The following is a 15,736-nucleotide window of genomic DNA, read 5'->3' on the forward strand; positions in this document are numbered from 1 at the left end:
ACCTGATAAAAGAATACTGAGAACCATGATGCAGTCTACGATTTCTACACTACCTCCTTACCTGAGTCTGTCGATCTGGGTGCCGATCATTTGCGGCGTCCTGATCCTGGCTCTCGGCCGTGACAGCAAAGCGGGCTTTACCCGCTGGCTGTCGCTGGCTGGCGCCGTGCTCAGCATGCTGTGCACCTTGCCGCTGATCCAGCATTTCGACAACGCCGCGCACGGCATGCAATTCGTCGAAAAAGCACCGTGGATTGAAACCTTCAATATCTGGTACTCGCTGGGTATCGACGGCCTGTCGTTGTGGTTCGTGCCACTGACGGCGTTCATCACCGTCATCGTCGTCATTTCCGCTTGGCAAGTGATCGAGAAGCGCATCGCCCAGTACATGGGCTCGTTCCTGATCCTGTCAGGCCTGATGATCGGCGTGTTCTGCGCGCTGGACGGCTTGCTGTTCTACTTCTTCTTTGAAGCAACCCTGATCCCGATGTTCATCATCATCGGTATCTGGGGCGGTTCGAACCGCGTGTACGCGTCGTTCAAGTTCTTCCTGTACACCTTCTTCGGTTCGCTGCTGACCCTGGTTGCCATCATCTACCTGCGCAATGTGTCGGGCACCTTCGACATCCTGGCCTGGCATGCGTTCAAGCTGACGATGAACGAGCAGATCTTTATCTTCCTGGCCTTCCTGATGGCGTTTGCCGTCAAGGTGCCGATGTTCCCCGTCCACACGTGGTTGCCGGACGTCCACGTGGAAGCGCCAACGGGCGGTTCCGCCGTGCTGGCCGCCATCATGCTGAAACTGGGCGCCTACGGTTTCCTGCGTTTCTCGCTGCCGATCACGCCGGACGCCAGCCACTACCTGTCGGGCTTCATGATCGCCTTGTCGCTGATCGCCGTGATCTACATCGGTCTGGTTGCCCTGGTGCAAACAGACATGAAAAAACTGGTCGCCTATTCGTCGATCGCGCACATGGGTTTCGTGACCCTGGGCTTCTTCATGTTCAATGACATCTCGGTGCAGGGCGGTATCGTGCAGATGGTCTCGCACGGCTTCATCTCCGGCGCCATGTTCCTGTGCATCGGCGTGCTGTATGACCGCATGCATACCCGCAACATCGCCGACTACGGCGGCGTCGTGAACCGCATGCCGAAATTTGCCGCCTTCTTCGTGCTGTTCTCGATGGCCAACTGCGGTCTGCCTGCCACGTCCGGCTTCGTCGGCGAGTTCATGGTGATCCTGGGCGCGGTGAAATACAACTTCTGGATCGGTCTGCTGGCTGCAACGGCACTGATCTGGGGCGCGGCGTACTCGCTGTGGATGGCCAAGCGCGTGGTGTTCGGCAAGATCAAGAACAAGCATGTGGCCGAACTGACCGACATCAACAAACGTGAATTCTTCATGCTTGCTGTGCTGGCCATCGCCGTGCTCGTGATGGGTCTGTACCCAGCCCCGTTCACCGACACGATGCAAACTTCGGTTGCTGACCTGCTGCAGCATGTCGCCACCAGCAAGTTGCCTTAAATAGAAGACCGATAACATGACTAATGCACCTAATCTGGTACCGCTGTACGCGGAAATCTTTCTGCTGATCGCCACGTCGGCGCTCTTGCTGATCGATATGTTCTTGCCTGCGGCGAAGCGTTCGATCACCTATGCGCTGTCGCTGCTGACCCTGGCCGGCTGCGCCTTGCTGACCGTGGGCGACTTCAATGCGGGCACCACCGTCTACACGTTTCACAACATGTTCGTGTCGGACCCGATGTCGCAGCTGTTGAAACTGTTCTCGTACGGCGCCGTGGCGCTGACCCTGATCTACTCGCGCGCCTATGCCACCGACCGCAGCATGCTGTCGGGTAACCTGGGCGGCGAGTTCTACGTGCTGGCCCTGTTTGCACTGCTGGGCCAGATGATCATGATCTCGGCCAACAACTTCCTGATCATCTACCTGGGTCTGGAACTGATGTCGCTGTCGCTGTACGCACTGATCGCCTTGCGCCGTGACAATGCCAAGGCCACGGAAGCGGCCATGAAATACTTCATCCTGGGCGCGCTGGCCTCCGGTTTCATGTTGTACGGTATCTCGATGCTGTACGGCGCCTCCGGCACCCTGGACCTGGGCGAACTGCGCGTGGCGCTGGAAAACGGCAAGACCAACGGCACCATCATGGTCTTCGGCCTGGTGTTCCTCGTTGCCGGCCTGGCCTTCAAACTGGGCGTCGTGCCATTCCACATGTGGGTGCCTGACGTGTATCAAGGTTCGCCGACGGCCGTGACCCTGCTGCTGGGCGCGGCGCCGAAACTGGCCGCCTTCGCCATCACCCTGCGCTTGCTGGCCGAAGGCTTGCTGCCGATGGCACATGACTGGCAGCAAATGCTGCTGGTGCTGGCCGTGATGTCGCTGGCGATCGGCAACTTCACCGCCATCGCGCAAACCAACCTGAAGCGTATGTTGGCGTACTCGACCATCGCACAAATGGGCTTCGTTCTGCTGGGCCTGCTGTCCGGTACCGTGGATGCACCGAACAACACCCTGAACGCGGCTGGCGCAGCCACCGCCTACGGCGCCTCGATGTACTACGTCATTACCTACGTGTTCACCACCCTGGGTACCTTCGGCGTGATCATGTTGTTGGCACGTAATGGTTTCGAAGCAGACGAACTGGCCGACTTCAAGGGCCTGGGTAAACGCAGCCCGATCTTCGCGCTGGTGATGACCCTGTTCATGTTCTCGCTGGCCGGCGTGCCGCCGCTGATGGGCTTCATGGCCAAGTACTCGGTGCTCGCTTCCGTGCTGGCGACGGGCCAGCTGTGGCTGACCATCGCTGCCGTGCTGTTCTCGCTGATCGGCGCCTTCTACTACCTGCGCGTCGTGAAAATGATGTGGTTCGACGAGCCGACGGACGGCAATGTGCTGGTCGTGCATGGCGACATGCGCGTCGTGCTGGCCCTGAACGGCGTGTTCGTCCTGGCGCTGGGTGTGATGCCTAACAGCATCCTGGCAGCCTGCGCGACCGCCATCACCAAGACGCTGGCGTCCTGACCGATGGATGTCACCGCCTCGAGCTGGCTGGTGATCGCCCTGGGCATCCTGGGCGCCAACCTGCCTTTCCTGAACGAGAAACTGTTTGCCGCCGTGCCCCTGAAAAGGGTGGCGCAAGCAGAGCAGGGCTGGCGCAAGCCGCTGGCGCTGCGTCTGCTGGAGATGGTGATTCTGTACTTCATCGTCGGCGCCGTGGCGTTCGCGCTCGAAGCGCGCATCGGCAACGCTTTCCCGCAGACGTGGGAGTTCTATGCCATCACCGGCTGCCTGTTCCTGGTGCTGGCTTTCCCAGGCTTTGTCACACGCTACCTGCGCAAACGACACTAGCCCCATCGACCGAAAGCGGCGCCTCTGGCGCCGTTTTTTTTATTGAGCATAATCAAGGTATGGATACTGAACGCATGGATATGAATTTAACTGAAACCAAGGTGGACGGCGAGCTCGTCTATCAGGGCGGCTTCCTGCGCGTGCAGCGCGACCGGGTTGCGCTGCCGGACGGCAAGATCACGGCGCGCGAATTCGTCCTGCATCCGGGTGCCGTCGTGATCCTGCCGCTGCTCGACGATGGCACGGTGCTGATGGAACGCCAGTACCGCTATCCGCTGGACCGGGTCTTCATTGAATTCCCGGCCGGCAAGATCGACGCGGGCGAATCGCACCTGGCCTGCGCCCAGCGCGAATTGCTGGAAGAGACGGGCTACACGGCCAGCGACTGGCAATTCGTCTCCACCATCCATAATGCCATCGCCTATTCCGATGAACACCTGGAGCTGTTCCTGGCGCGCGGCCTGGTGGCCGGCGAACGCCAGCTCGACGAGGGCGAATTCCTGGAAACGTTTACGGCCACGGTGCCGCAGCTGCTCGACTGGGTCAAGGATGGCACCATCACGGACGTGAAAACCGTCATCGGCATTTTCTGGCTCGACAAGATCACCAGCGGCGCCTGGCAACCGGCCTGATTCCGCACATGCGCACGGTGATCTTCCTGCTGCTGGCGTCTGCCAGCCTGGGCGCACACGGGGCCGCGCGCACGCCGTTCCAGGTGCGCTGCGAAGACACGATCAGCAAGACGGTGTCCGTGCTGACGGCGCAGCAGAATGGCTACAGCATCGACACGCATCTGCCGTACAAGGCCCTGACCGTGATGAAGGGCACGGCGCGCGCCAATACCTGGGTACTGGGATTGACGAAGACGGATTCGCGCGTGGCCATCGCCCTGGCCGGTCCCATGCTGCAAGACCCGGCCAGCGGCTATGAATGCGTGGCGCCGCAGATTACCGTGTCCCTCACGTATGCGCCCGTGGTGATCTATATCGGCCGCGAGTTTGCCCCCGGCACTTGCGCGTATGATGAGATACTCGCGCACGAGCTGCGGCACATGAGGACCTATATGGAACATTTGCCGCGCGTGGAAAAGACCGTGCGCGCGGCGCTGGCCAAACGCTTCGAGGCGCGGCCCCTGTATGCGCCCAGCGGCACGGCCAAGGCGGCGCTGGCGCGCGAGATCGACACGGGCTGGTTGCCGTATATCAAGGCTGAAATGCGCAAGGTGGAAACCTTGCAGGCGTCCATCGATTCTCCGCAAGAATATGCGCGCCTGGGCAAGGCGTGCAAGGGCGAAATCCAGAACATCCTGGCGGGCAAGGCAGCGCCCGCCAACTAGATAAGGAATGGCATGACAGCAGCACCGAACACCGTCCGTTATTTTGCGCTGATCCCCGCCGCCGGCGTGGGCGCGCGCATGGAAGCGGGCAGTCCCAAGCAATATTTACCTATCGCCGGCAAACCCATGCTGCGCCACGCGCTCGACGCCTTTCTCGCCAGCCCCCTGATCGCGCACACGTATGTCGTCGTCAGCGCGGAGGATAGCGTGATTGATACGGTCGTGCCGGAGCAGGGCGTCACTGTGCTGCGCTGCGGCGGCGCCACGCGCATGGAGACGATCCTGAACGGCTTGCAGGCCGTGCACGGCAGCATCGGTGCCCACGACCAGGTGCTGGTGCACGACGCGGCGCGTCCCGGCCTGACGCCGGCGCTGATCGAAAAGCTCATCGGCGAGGTGGGCGACCACCCGGCCGGCGGCTTGCTGGCCTTGCCCGTGGTCGATACCGTCAAGCGGGCGGGGCAGGACGGCCTGTCGGCGCAGACGGTGCCGCGCGACCATCTATGGCTGGCGCAGACGCCGCAGATGTTCAGCTATGCCTTGCTGCACCAAGCCTTATCCGAAGCGCCCGACCCGCAAGCGATCACGGACGACGCCAGCGCCGTCGAAGCGCTGGGCCTGGCGCCCATGCTGGTCGAAGGCCACCCGCGCAACCTGAAGGTAACCTTGCCGCGCGACATATACACGGCCGAACTGTATTTGGCCAACCCTTGAATTCCAGAGAGACCCGCATGAACACAACGACTCCCGTACTGCCTTTCCGCATCGGCCAGGGCTATGACTGCCACGCGCTGGTGGAAAACCGCGACCTGATCATCGGCGGCGTGAAAATCCCCCATCACCTGGGCTTGCTCGGCCATTCCGATGCAGACGTATTGCTGCACGCGATTACGGACGCCATCTTTGGCGCCGCCGCGCTGGGCGACATCGGCCGCCATTTCCCCGACACGGACGCGCAGTTCAAGGGCGCCGATTCGCGTACCCTGCTGCGCGAGGCCGCGCGCCGCGTGCAAGCGACCGGTTATATCATCGGCAATATCGACGCCACCATCATCGCCCAGCGCCCGAAAATGGCGCCGCACATCGCCGCCATGTGCGCCAACGTGGCCGAAGACCTGGGCGTGAGCGTGGGCCAGGTCAACATCAAGGCCAAGACAAATGAAAAACTGGGCTACCTGGGCCGTGAAGAAGGCATCGCGGCCGAAGCCGTGGCCTTGCTGCTGCGCGCCTGAGCATACCCGGCAGCTCCTTTTTAAGGATTCCTGAAAATTAATATTTCCAAATTGAAATTTGGTGAAAATTTAACGTTATTGTCATGATAATATTTGTCCGCTTTTTCGGACGCGACAAGACGTCACTTTATAACCACGGGAAATATTGAAAGAACGGAATCATATGCGTAGTCGTATGCAGGGACCAGCCGCGCGCTGGTTGGGAGCGGGTATGTTGGCCATGGCCATGCTGGCCGGGTGTGGCGGCGGCGGTGGCGGTGGCAGTGAAACTGCGGCGCCGCCGCCCGTGGTGGTCGTGCCGCAGCCGGCCATCCTGTTTGCCGGTGCCGTGTCGGCGGCGGCAGAAGGTGCCGATGCCATCGGCAGCATGGGTGGACAGATTGAACTCGATGCCGGTAGCAGCAAGGATGGCGACGGCGGGACGCTGAGCTTTGCCTGGAGCATGGTCTCGAAACCTGCCGGCAGCGGCTTGAACATGGGCGCCGTCTCGACCCCGAAACTGAACTTCCAGCCCGACGCGCTGGGCACCTATGTCTTCAAGCTGCGCGTGACGAATGGCAAGGGCGGTTTTGCGGAAAAGAATGCCACCGTGCTGGTGAATAACCGGGTGCCGAATGCGGTGGTGGTGGTCAATGCGACGTTTACGGCGCAGCCGCTAGTCAAGGATGCTGTGAGTGTCTCGGCAGGTTCCGGCATCGTGCTTGATGCTACGGGCAGTACCGATGCCGATGGCGACAAGGTGAGCACGACGTGGGAACTGATCCAGAAGCCAGCTGGCAGTACGTCCCTGCTGTTTGTCAGCGGTCAAACGGCGCGTTTCTCGCCCGATGTGCTGGGCCTGTACAAAGTGCGCGCCCGCGGCGCGGACGGCAAGGGCGCGTATGCCGAAACGGTGTACCAGTTCGATGCCAACAACAGCATGCCGATGGGCGTGATCCAGGGCACGGTCGCGGTGGTCAGCCGCAACAACCAAACCGTCCCCGTCGGCCAGCCGCTGGTCACCAGCGGCATTCTCAGCTATGACGAGGGTGGCGCGCAATTGACTTATGCCTGGGCGGTCGACAGCCGGCCGGCCGGTTCTGTTGCCGCGCTGGCCGCAGCATCGACCGCAATACCATCGTTCACTCCGGACGTGGCGGGCGCCTATATGCTGTCCTTGACGGTCAGCAACGGTCGGCAGACAGCGGTGGCCTATCTGAAGTTCAATGCCGTCATCGCATCCTATAGTGTCGTGGCCTTGCCTTTCACGCCGCAGGAAGTACGTTACAGCAAGGGACTCGATCGCCTGGTCATGGTCAGTGCTGATCCTGATGCCTTGAAAATCACCAATCCGGTTGATGGCGTCACTACGAGCATCAGTCTGCCAACCTCGGTCAAGTCGTTTAATTTGAGTCCGGACGGCAAGCTGGCTGCCGTATTGCATGAAGGCGTGGTCAGCCTGGTTGACCTGGTGGCAGGGCAACTGCTGCGTTCTACAGGCACAGACGGTACGCAGACAGAGGTATTCACGACCAATGCTGGCATCGTCTTCCTGACGGGCTCTTCTGTCGGCACATCGCCGCGAGCCGCTGTTAGTGTGATCAACGGGCGTACTGGCCAGGTCCTTCCAGGACTTAATTCTTACTATGTCCTCTATGGAGCGTTGCGTGGCGTTTTTGCGGCATCCAAAAACAAGGCATTCGTGGCGCAGGGATATACATCCGCTATCACGTACTTTGACATAGACCCGCAAAGCAATGCCGTTCTGTCCAATGACCACACCTATCTCGACTACCCGTCGGGGGCTCCGTTCTTCTTGTCTTCCAAGGAAGATCTGCTGTTTACGGCTGCTGGTACGTATTTCAGTACCGATACGCTGAAATATGTCGGTCGCTTTATCCTCAGTACGGATGGGAGTAGCGTGTTGTCGATGAGTTACTCGCCCACCAAGGCGGAAGCGCTGGTCCTGGAGACATCGTACAATTATGGCTATCCGGTCAGCAATGTGATCTACGAAGCCAGTTACAGGCGGTTTAGCGGAGAACTGTTGTTCCCGGATGGTAATGTCAGCTTGCCGTACATCGGTGGCGAACCCAGCTACGGCATAGGTATCTTCCACACGGCCGCCGGCGATCCGGTGGCGCTGGTGCAGACGGGCGGCGCGCAGAAGGGCACCGCGCGCGCCAAGTACTATCTGGTGTATCGCTGATCGTATGGACGCGGCGGCGCGTCCGCCGTGCAATCTGTGCTATTTTTAAAGGCGGCGCGATGGCAAAGACCATCGCGGCCGCTTTTTTTATTGACGACACAGGAGAATTCCCGATGCCAACCATCAAGCGCACACGCCTTGCCACCGCCCTGCTGCTGGGGGCCTTCGCGGCCTTGGCCATGCCTGCCCACGCTGAACTGCAAGCCACGGGCGAGCCGCCTGCCGCGAAACAGGGTTGGAAGGCCGAGACCGTCGCGCAGGGCGTGCGCCAGCCGTGGGGCATCGCCTGGCTGGGCGAGGGGCGCGCGCTCGTCACCAGCAAGCAGGGAACATTGCATCTGCTGAATGGAAAGACTTTTACCGATGTGGCGCTGGAAGGCATGCCCAAGGTGTTTACAGGCGGGCAGGGCGGCTTGCTCGATATCGTCCTGCACCCGCAGGATGCGGGCAAGGCGCAGCAGCGCGTCTACATGACGGTGTCGACCGGCAACAATGACGCCAACCGCACGACCCTGGTGCGCGGCGTGTTCGACGGCAAGAAGGTGACGGGCATCCAGACCCTGTTCAAGGTGGCTACGGACAAGAGCGGCGGCCAGCATTTCGGTTCGCGCCTGCTGTGGCTGCCGGACGGCACTTTACTGATGAGCGTGGCCGATGGCGGCAACCCGCCGCTGCGCATCGGCGACCGCCTGGCGCGCGAGCAGGCACAGAATCTGGCCACGCACCAGGGTTCCATCCTGCGCCTGACGGAAGACGGCAAGCCGGCACCTGGCAACCCGCTGGCGGCCAAGGGTGCCTTGCCGGAAATCTGGTCGTACGGCCACCGCAACGTGCAGGGATTGGCGCTCGATCCCGTTTCCGGTCGCGTGTGGGCCACGGAACACGGTCCATATGGCGGCGATGAGCTGAATCTGGTGGTGGCGGGAGGCAACTACGGCTGGCCGCTGCAAGGCTATGGCGCCGACTACAAAACGCATGAGCCCGTCGGCAAGCACGAAGTGGCCGGCATGCTCAATCCGAGCGTGGCCTGGGTGCCGTCGCCGGCACCGTCGGGCCTGGCCGTCTACACGGGCGACAAGATTGCCGCCTGGCGCGGCAGCATCTTCAGCGGCGGCCTGGCGGCCAAGGATATCCGCCGCATCGCCGTCGATGCCAGCGGCAAGGTGACGGGGCAGGACCGCCTGGCCATCGGCGCGCGCGTGCGCGACGTGCGCCAGGGGCCGGACGGCTATCTGTATGCGCTGACGGATGAAGACAATGGCCGTTTGCTGCGCATCGTGGCGCAGTAGCACGGCAGGCGTCATCTTCGCTTAAGATGGCGCCTTTACTTCATTCAAGGTGGCGGCATGGCCCGTGATACTTATGCATACCGGCACGTTGCCGTCGAATCGCGCGCTATTGATGGCCGTGTGGAAATCCGCCCCGTGCCGGGCCAGGCTTTTTCGCCCGAACTGGCCGTGCAGTGCTCGCGCCGTCTGGTCGACCTGCAGCGCTACCCGCTGGGCAGCCGCTTTCTGCTCTTTGCCAAGCTGACGGACCGCCTGGGCGGCACGCCCTTCCTGTATGCGTATCACGGCGATGCGGACGTCGTGATGACGCCGGCCGAAGTGACGAAATTCCTTGGCGAATTCCGCCGCGGCCGCATTTGATTCCTACGATGTGACGCAGGCCGCGCCAGCCTTGGGGCTGGCCTGCGGCTTGCCAAAGATGGCGATCGTCAAGGCGCAGCCGAGGGCGAACAGGCCGCCGACCACCATCGCGCTCGATACCCCCAGCCGGTCGACGGCCATGCCTCCCAGCAAGGCGCCCGACGCCAGCGACACTTGCACGATGGCGACAAACAGCGCGCTGCTGCCTTCCATCAAGTGTGGCGCCGCCTTGAACATCCACGTCTGCACGGCGATCGGCATGGCGCCGAAACCGAAACCCCACACGGCCACCAGCAGCATGGCGGTAAGCGAATGGCTGCCGAACGCGGCCAGGGCCAGGGTGGACAAGCCCAGCACGGCACCCGTCACCATCAGTGCGGCCCGTTCGTAGCGGCCGGCGGCCCAGCCGCCCGCGAGGTTGCCGATGAAGCCGGAAGCGCCATACACGAGCAGCATGGCGCTGACCGTGCCGGCCGCCAGGTGCGAGATTTGCGTGAGGAACGGCGCGATATACGTGTAGGCGGCGAACTGGCCCGTGAAGATCATGGCTGTGGCGATCAGGCCCAGCCTGGCCTTGCGGATGCCGAAAATCATCGGCAACTGGCGCAGGCGGATGGCTTGCGTCGGCGGCAGCTTGGGCAGCAGCAACAGCTGGCCGAGGAAGACCAGTACGGCAATGGCGCTGGCCGCGCCGAAAGCGACCCGCCAGCCCACCAGCTCGCCCACCAGCGCACCGGCCGGCACGCCCGCCACCGTGCCCAGCGAGACGCCGGCGAAGATGATGGACATGGCGCGCGACGCATGCTGCGGCGCCACCAGGCGCGGGCCGATGGCGCTGCCGATGGCCCAGAAGCCGCCCACGCCCACGCCCAGCATGGCGCGGCCCAGCAGTATCCACGCATACGACGGCGCCAGCGCCACCAGCAGGTTCGACGCCACCAGCAGGGCCGTGAGGGCCAGCAGCACGATGCGGCGGTCCAGGCGGCCCGAGCCGACGGTGACAAAGATGGCGGCAAACGCGGCAACGATGCCGGGCGTGGTGATCATCAGCCCCGCCTGGCCCTTGCTGATGGCCAGTTCGGCCGCCATGGCGGGCAGCAGGCCGACGGGCAGGAATTCGGAGGTGACGAGGGCGAAGGCGCCGATGCCGACCGATAAGACGGCCAGCCATGGCGCCACGGTGGTATCGTCGCCAGAAGCGTTGGAGGGTGTGTGCATAGGGGTTCCTGAAAAGCCGGGAGGTTTTTAACCGGTCGGTATATAATCAGGGAAGGCAGACAGTGTTGTCAATAATTTTTTACCGAACGGTATGAAACAAGATAAAAATGAGGAAGCGGTCAAGGCGAAAACGGGGCGGCCACGCACGTTTGACGCGGATCAGGCGCTCGATTGCGCCATGAAAGTATTCTGGGAAAAGGGTTATGAAGGCAGCTCCCTGCCGGAATTGACGAAAGCCATGGGCATGAACCGGCCCAGCCTGTATGCCGTCTTCGGCAACAAGGAGCAATTGTTCCACAAGGCGCTCGAGCGCTACAGCGACACGCGCATGCGGTTCTTCGACGCGGCGCTGGAACAGCCGACGGCGCGCCAGGTGGTGGAAGCCTTGCTGACGCAATATGTCGACGCGCAAACCATGCCCGATGGCCCGCACGGCTGCATGGGCGTCAATGCGGCGCTTGCCTGCAGCGACGATGCCTTGCCGATCCGCGATGAATTGTTTGCGCGCCGGCTGCGCGGTGAAATCAAGCTGCGCGACCGCTTGCGGCGCGCCAGGGAAGAGGGGGATTTGCCGCCCGATTCCTGCCCGGAGCAGCAGGCGCGTTTTGTCGTGACCCTGTCGCAGGGCATGGCCATCCAGGCGGCGGCCGGCGTATCGCGCGAGCAGTTGCAGCAAATGGTGGGATTGCTGCTGCGCAATTGGCCGCTGTAACTATCCTGTCGGGGCGATGGTCTTGGCCAAGTCGCTGGGCGCCTTGCGTCGCCAGGCGGCCGTCAGGGCGGCGGCCAGCATGTCCAGCTCGGCGTCCGCCAGGCGCACCGTGATGCCAGCCAGGCGTTCTCCCCACCAGAGTTTCTCGCAGCCCGATGGCGTGATGACGGTGGCGATGTGCGCCGCTTCCGCATCGAGCAGCACGTTGATGTGCTCGTCATCGGGCAGGGTGGCAAAGATCTTCCCGCCCACGCGGAACGCCGGACGGTCGTGGTGTTCTTCCTCGGTGGTGTCGGGAAACGACAGTGCCAGATAGCGTAGTTCTTCCAGGTCGACCATTCCTCTTTCCCCCTCATCGGACAGATAGCAGCGTGACTGCATTTTGCCATGCTGTTTCACCCCGTGGTGCAGAGGCATGCGAAAAGAAATGCGCAAGATGCGACACTGACGGACTGGTCTGTGGTGCAGCCGCGACACGTCACGTGCCGCGCATGGTCGCCGCTCCAGAGTGAGGGATGGGGTTTTTCTGCCGCTGGACAGGTGCTTGCCATAAAAATATCTTTCATGGTTAAAAGAAAAATACTTTTCTTCCAAGGAATTTGAGCTAGAATAGCTTCATCGTCTTACCTGACCCGTCAATTGTCTGGCCTTGTCCCGGGAACCCGAACCCTTTCCAGGACGCTTGCAATGCCGCCATGGCACGCCGCAAGTCCGCGCTGTTTCGCGGAAGCCATGCCCCCGACCGCTCATTCCTGCAATCCCTAGCGCTACGCCGACACGCCTCAATGCAGCGTGTATTCAGCTCCAGCGCCCCTTGCTGCGCCCACTGAATACTTACTTACTGGATACCATCATGAAAAACTTGCCTAAAATCGCTTTGTCCCTGATCGCTGTCGGTGTGTTTGCCCACGCGAACGCCAGTACCATCACCCTGTCCACCGGCTATTCGGGCGCCGGCGCGCAAAGCTCCGCCGCCGACTACCAGTCCGTTGTGAATGCCGCCGTGGCCACGCCTGGCGCCGGTTATGGTTCGACGACGATTGCCAGCTATGACAACGTCAACAACAGCGGCCTGTTTGGCAGCGGCTCGAACATCGCCTTCAAATCCGTCATCAACTTTGGCGTCGGCGCGGCCGATGCGGGCACCTGGAGCTTCCGCAGCGGCGTCGATTTCGGCAAGGGCGGCGCCCTGTTCCTCGACGGCGTGGCGCTGGATTTCAAGAGCAATGACATGTGGTGGGCAGGCAACTACAACAATGGCAGCCAGTTCCTCAGCGGTTCGAGCACCCTGGCGGCCGGCAACCATACCCTGAGCATCTATGGCCTGGAAGGCTGCTGCGATGGCGGCCAGCAAGCGCAGTTCAAGGCGGGCAACAACAATTTCGTCAGCTTCGGCGCCAATGATGGCTTGATCTCGGCTGTCCCAGAGCCAACCACCTACGCCATGCTGCTGATCGGCCTGGGCTTGCTGGGCTTTACGGCACGCCGCAAGCAGGAATCCAAGTTCTAAGTTTGTATCGCCGACCTCGCCGCGCCTGATGGCGCGCGATAAAAAAAGCCCGCCGGTCTGTCAGGACACGGCGGGCTTTTTGCATGGCGGCGGCTTAATCGCCGCTGTCTTCGTCTTCGTCGGCACCCTTGGCCGCCTTGCCGCGCTCGGCATCGACGGCGCGCTGCAGGCTGGCCGCATCGCGGAAGAAGGCGTCCGTCGTGTGAGCCGGGCTCAGGCGTAAGGCCGGCGGGTAGATCACGGACATGTACGGCTCGTCGGCCAGGCGGCCGCTGCTCTGCAAATTGCTCAGCAGGATCAGGGTCGAGCCAAGGATGGCCAGCACGACGGCAACGAGGCCGAAGCGGCGCGGGTGCTGCGGCTTGATCGTGCACAAATGGTAGTAGATCATGGCGCAGACGATGACGATGAACATGTGCCGTCCGTAGCGCGTCAGCACTTCCAGCGACAGCGCATACGCCGCCATGTTGCTGCCCAGTTCCCACGCCTCCATGGCCAGCAAGCCGCAGCCGATGATGAACAGGTGGCGGCCGAAGCGCGCCACATGGCCGAACAGGCGGTTTGCCACGGCCCAGATCGACGCCCACACGAGGCCGCCGGCCAGCGCGTAGGCGATGATCATCAGGTAGGAAATCGGGTCGAAGGCGTCCGCATCGCTGAGCCAGTTGCTGAAGGCGGCCGAGGCGCCGATCATGGCCAGGCCGGCGACGGCGGGGCGCAAGCCTTCCCAGTCATGCCGGGTGGTGTCGCCCAGTTCGGTCGCCACGGGATGGTCGCTGGCGCGCACGCGCAGACGCGTGTGGCCCAGGCGTACGATGCTGTTGCCGGTCATGGCCACTTGCAGTTGCCGCTGCCCCCGGTGGATCACGCCATTCTGGCTGCCCAGGTCGCGCAGCAGCAGGCCGCCTGTGCCGTCGTCTTCGACAATGGCGTGCGCGGCTGCCGTATGCGCATCATCGAGGATGAAGTCGTTGTCGTAGCCGCGGCCGATGCGGATCGGCAGGGATGCCATGCGCTGGCGCTGCCGCACTTCGCCATTCTCGGCGAGGATTTCGATGAAGTATGGTGCTTTCATGGCTTGCGTCCGCTTTCCCGCGACAGCGCTTCGAGGAAGGTGCGCGTGACGCGCATGCCGTTGGCGTAGGACACGCCGCGCGCGTCGATGCGGCTTTGCAGGCTCATCAATGGCTCATCGGTGCTGGCGGCCAGCAGGGCGAAGTCGTACAGTCCCGTAAACTTGCGGTAGGCGCGCACGCACAGGACGGCGCGCAAGGGTAAGGTCTTGTTCTTGACGAACTGTTCAGTGCAATGGGGGCCCGTCAGGTGCGCGCTCTTGTAGCTGCCGAAACTTTCATTCTTGAACGAGGCACTGGCCAGCTCGGAAAAGCGCAGCGGACCCAGTTCGCTGCTGCGCAAAAATTCGTGGCGCATCGACACCTGCCCCGTCTGCAGGGCGCCGGAGATGAAGATGGCCGATTCCATGGCGCAGCTGGTGTTGTCGAGCATATAGGGCTTGTCAGACTTGACGTTGGAGCGGCCCCAGCAGCGCATCTGGTTGGATTCGCGCACGGGCACGCGGTACGGGCCCATGGCTTTCAGGCTCAATGGCGTGTCGAGCAGGCGCGCCAGCATGACTTCCTGGTGCGCCAGCAGCTGCGCCGTCACCAGCGGCTTGAAGTCCTTCGGCGGCTTGCCTTGCTGCGCCACTTTGGCCAGCAATTGCTGGGCATAGCGGGCGGGCACGAGAAAACTGACGAGTTCGCCATCGAGGCGTTTCGATACGTTCACGCCGGCCACGTCGCCATTTGCGGTCACGCTGGGACCGCCGCTCATGCCGGAATTGATCGGTCCCGTAAACATCAGCTGGTCGTAGAAGCTGCGCGTGACGACGCCGTTGTACGAGCCTTCCGAAATGGCGAAGCCCAGGTCCAGCGGGTTGCCCATCGAATACAGGTACTGGCCTTGCGTCAGCGGCGCCAGCCCTTCCGGCATCTTGAAGAAGCCCGTGCCATGGCGGTTCACGCGCAATACCGCCAGGTCGTGCAGCACGTCGACGGCCAGCAATTCCACGTTGCCCCGCTGGCCGCTCGTGTCGACCCATTCGCCCACATAGGTGTCCGGATCGAGGGCGAACTGGGAGACCACGTGATAGTTGCTCACCACCAGGTCGCCCGTGCCGATCAAAAAGCCCGAGCCGACGGACGACTGCGTGCGGCCGTTTTTCAGCAGCACGCGCACTTGCAGGATGTCGGCGCGCGCGGCCGTGTACAGCTTTTGTGCGGCCGAGGAGGGCGGCGGCAGGGCTGCGTGTTCGGTGGCGGCTGGCGCGGCGGTGGCCGGCGGCGGCTTGATGGGGGGAGTCGAAGCGGTGGGGGCCGCGGCTTGCGCGGCAGGTACAGGCGCTGGGGCCGCGTGGGCGCCTGCGGCAGCGCACAGGCTGGCCAGCAAGAAGGCGAGGTTAGATAATTTCATGCATCCTTTGTGCGTGAGCAGGAGCGCGGCCGGCGCGGCGCGGTATCG

16 protein-coding genes are annotated in these 15,736 nt (G+C 62.5%); 12 read left to right on the top strand and 4 right to left on the bottom strand.

Annotation, left to right across the window (positions count from 1 at the left end):
- The first annotated feature begins 25 nt into the window (after positions 1 to 25).
- The 10 genes from JAB1_RS24910 (at position 26) to JAB1_RS24955 (ending at position 9,776) form a co-directional block, all read left to right on the top strand.
- The gene (locus JAB1_RS24910; protein WP_034749975.1) at positions 26 to 1,525 is read left to right on the top strand and encodes an NADH-quinone oxidoreductase subunit M; all 1,500 of its coding nucleotides are present in this window, start codon (positions 26 to 28) and stop codon (positions 1,523 to 1,525) included.
- Positions 1,526 to 1,541: 16 nt separating this feature from the next.
- Positions 1,542 to 3,044, top strand: coding sequence for an NADH-quinone oxidoreductase subunit NuoN (gene nuoN / locus JAB1_RS24915; RefSeq protein ID WP_034779502.1), 1,503 nt, complete (start codon positions 1,542 to 1,544; stop codon positions 3,042 to 3,044).
- A gap of 3 nt (positions 3,045 to 3,047) precedes the next feature.
- Positions 3,048 to 3,371: a DUF2818 family protein gene (locus JAB1_RS24920; protein WP_070282168.1), complete on the top strand. Its 324-nt coding sequence runs from the start codon at positions 3,048 to 3,050 to the stop codon at positions 3,369 to 3,371.
- A 74-nt stretch (positions 3,372 to 3,445) separates the two neighbouring features.
- Positions 3,446 to 4,003 carry an NUDIX hydrolase gene (locus JAB1_RS24925; protein WP_070255807.1) on the top strand — a complete coding sequence of 186 codons (558 nt, stop codon included), beginning with the start codon at positions 3,446 to 3,448 and terminating at the stop codon, positions 4,001 to 4,003.
- 8 nt (positions 4,004 to 4,011) lie between these two features.
- A complete protein-coding gene (locus JAB1_RS24930; protein ID WP_034779497.1) occupies positions 4,012 to 4,707 on the top strand; it encodes a membrane protein in 696 nt (231 codons plus the stop codon).
- Between the two features lie 12 nt (positions 4,708 to 4,719).
- A complete protein-coding gene (gene ispD, locus JAB1_RS24935; protein ID WP_034779494.1) occupies positions 4,720 to 5,421 on the top strand; it encodes a 2-C-methyl-D-erythritol 4-phosphate cytidylyltransferase in 702 nt (233 codons plus the stop codon).
- 17 nt (positions 5,422 to 5,438) lie between these two features.
- Positions 5,439 to 5,939 carry a 2-C-methyl-D-erythritol 2,4-cyclodiphosphate synthase gene (ispF, locus tag JAB1_RS24940; protein WP_034779491.1) on the top strand — a complete coding sequence of 167 codons (501 nt, stop codon included), beginning with the start codon at positions 5,439 to 5,441 and terminating at the stop codon, positions 5,937 to 5,939.
- Positions 5,940 to 6,150: 211 nt separating this feature from the next.
- A complete protein-coding gene (locus tag JAB1_RS24945) occupies positions 6,151 to 8,127 on the top strand; it encodes a hypothetical protein (protein WP_034779489.1) in 1,977 nt (658 codons plus the stop codon).
- Between the two features lie 113 nt (positions 8,128 to 8,240).
- Positions 8,241 to 9,416, top strand: coding sequence for a PQQ-dependent sugar dehydrogenase (locus tag JAB1_RS24950; protein ID WP_070282257.1), 1,176 nt, complete (start codon positions 8,241 to 8,243; stop codon positions 9,414 to 9,416).
- A gap of 57 nt (positions 9,417 to 9,473) precedes the next feature.
- Positions 9,474 to 9,776, top strand: coding sequence for a hypothetical protein (locus tag JAB1_RS24955; RefSeq protein WP_070282169.1), 303 nt, complete (start codon positions 9,474 to 9,476; stop codon positions 9,774 to 9,776).
- Positions 9,777 to 9,779: 3 nt separating this feature from the next.
- On the opposite strand, the gene JAB1_RS24960 is transcribed toward JAB1_RS24955, so the two are convergent.
- Positions 9,780 to 10,994: an MFS transporter gene (locus JAB1_RS24960; protein ID WP_070282170.1), complete on the bottom strand. Its 1,215-nt coding sequence runs from the start codon at positions 10,992 to 10,994 to the stop codon at positions 9,780 to 9,782.
- Between the two features lie 91 nt (positions 10,995 to 11,085).
- Here JAB1_RS24960 and JAB1_RS24965 point away from each other — a divergent pair, with 91 nt between their 5' ends.
- Positions 11,086 to 11,706: a TetR/AcrR family transcriptional regulator gene (locus tag JAB1_RS24965; RefSeq protein WP_034779484.1), complete on the top strand. Its 621-nt coding sequence runs from the start codon at positions 11,086 to 11,088 to the stop codon at positions 11,704 to 11,706.
- On the opposite strand, the gene JAB1_RS24970 is transcribed toward JAB1_RS24965, so the two are convergent.
- A complete protein-coding gene (locus JAB1_RS24970; RefSeq protein WP_225317377.1) occupies positions 11,707 to 12,087 on the bottom strand; it encodes an MmcQ/YjbR family DNA-binding protein in 381 nt (126 codons plus the stop codon).
- 472 nt (positions 12,088 to 12,559) lie between these two features.
- Here JAB1_RS24970 and JAB1_RS24975 point away from each other — a divergent pair, with 472 nt between their 5' ends.
- Positions 12,560 to 13,216, top strand: coding sequence for a CCXG family PEP-CTERM protein (locus JAB1_RS24975; RefSeq protein WP_034779740.1), 657 nt, complete (start codon positions 12,560 to 12,562; stop codon positions 13,214 to 13,216).
- Positions 13,217 to 13,310: 94 nt separating this feature from the next.
- Here the strand turns inward: JAB1_RS24975 and JAB1_RS24980 are convergent, their stop codons facing one another.
- Both JAB1_RS24980 and JAB1_RS24985 read right to left on the bottom strand, forming a co-directional pair.
- Entirely contained in the window at positions 13,311 to 14,291 is a 981-nt protein-coding gene (locus JAB1_RS24980; protein ID WP_070282171.1) for an FHA domain-containing protein, read from the bottom strand.
- On the bottom strand, positions 14,288 to 15,688 hold the full coding sequence (locus JAB1_RS24985) for a serine protease (protein WP_070282172.1): 1,401 nt from the start codon (positions 15,686 to 15,688) through the stop codon (positions 14,288 to 14,290). The genes JAB1_RS24980 and JAB1_RS24985 overlap by 4 nt, the downstream gene beginning before the upstream one ends.
- Between the last annotated feature and the right edge of the window lie 48 nt (positions 15,689 to 15,736).

It is taken from the genome of Janthinobacterium sp. MP5059B, from assembly GCF_001758645.1.
GTDB lineage: Bacteria > Pseudomonadota > Gammaproteobacteria > Burkholderiales > Burkholderiaceae_D > Janthinobacterium > Janthinobacterium lividum.

Excerpts from the sequence above, each read along its gene's own strand:
- JAB1_RS24910 (WP_034749975.1), top strand. The coding sequence starts at position 26 with ATGATGCAGTCTACGATTTCTACACTACCTCCTTACCTGAGTCTGTCG.
- nuoN (WP_034779502.1), top strand. The coding sequence starts at position 1,542 with ATGACTAATGCACCTAATCTGGTACCGCTGTACGCGGAAATCTTTCTG.
- JAB1_RS24920 (WP_070282168.1), top strand. The coding sequence starts at position 3,048 with ATGGATGTCACCGCCTCGAGCTGGCTGGTGATCGCCCTGGGCATCCTG.
- JAB1_RS24925 (WP_070255807.1), top strand. The coding sequence starts at position 3,446 with ATGGATATGAATTTAACTGAAACCAAGGTGGACGGCGAGCTCGTCTAT.
- JAB1_RS24930 (WP_034779497.1), top strand. The coding sequence starts at position 4,012 with ATGCGCACGGTGATCTTCCTGCTGCTGGCGTCTGCCAGCCTGGGCGCA.
- ispD (WP_034779494.1), top strand. The coding sequence starts at position 4,720 with ATGACAGCAGCACCGAACACCGTCCGTTATTTTGCGCTGATCCCCGCC.
- ispF (WP_034779491.1), top strand. The coding sequence starts at position 5,439 with ATGAACACAACGACTCCCGTACTGCCTTTCCGCATCGGCCAGGGCTAT.
- JAB1_RS24945 (WP_034779489.1), top strand. The coding sequence starts at position 6,151 with ATGTTGGCCATGGCCATGCTGGCCGGGTGTGGCGGCGGCGGTGGCGGT.
- JAB1_RS24950 (WP_070282257.1), top strand. The coding sequence starts at position 8,241 with ATGCCAACCATCAAGCGCACACGCCTTGCCACCGCCCTGCTGCTGGGG.
- JAB1_RS24955 (WP_070282169.1), top strand. The coding sequence starts at position 9,474 with ATGGCCCGTGATACTTATGCATACCGGCACGTTGCCGTCGAATCGCGC.
- JAB1_RS24960 (WP_070282170.1), bottom strand. The coding sequence starts at position 10,994 with ATGCACACACCCTCCAACGCTTCTGGCGACGATACCACCGTGGCGCCA.
- JAB1_RS24965 (WP_034779484.1), top strand. The coding sequence starts at position 11,086 with ATGAAACAAGATAAAAATGAGGAAGCGGTCAAGGCGAAAACGGGGCGG.
- JAB1_RS24970 (WP_225317377.1), bottom strand. The coding sequence starts at position 12,087 with ATGCAGTCACGCTGCTATCTGTCCGATGAGGGGGAAAGAGGAATGGTC.
- JAB1_RS24975 (WP_034779740.1), top strand. The coding sequence starts at position 12,560 with ATGAAAAACTTGCCTAAAATCGCTTTGTCCCTGATCGCTGTCGGTGTG.
- JAB1_RS24980 (WP_070282171.1), bottom strand. The coding sequence starts at position 14,291 with ATGAAAGCACCATACTTCATCGAAATCCTCGCCGAGAATGGCGAAGTG.
- JAB1_RS24985 (WP_070282172.1), bottom strand. The coding sequence starts at position 15,688 with ATGAAATTATCTAACCTCGCCTTCTTGCTGGCCAGCCTGTGCGCTGCC.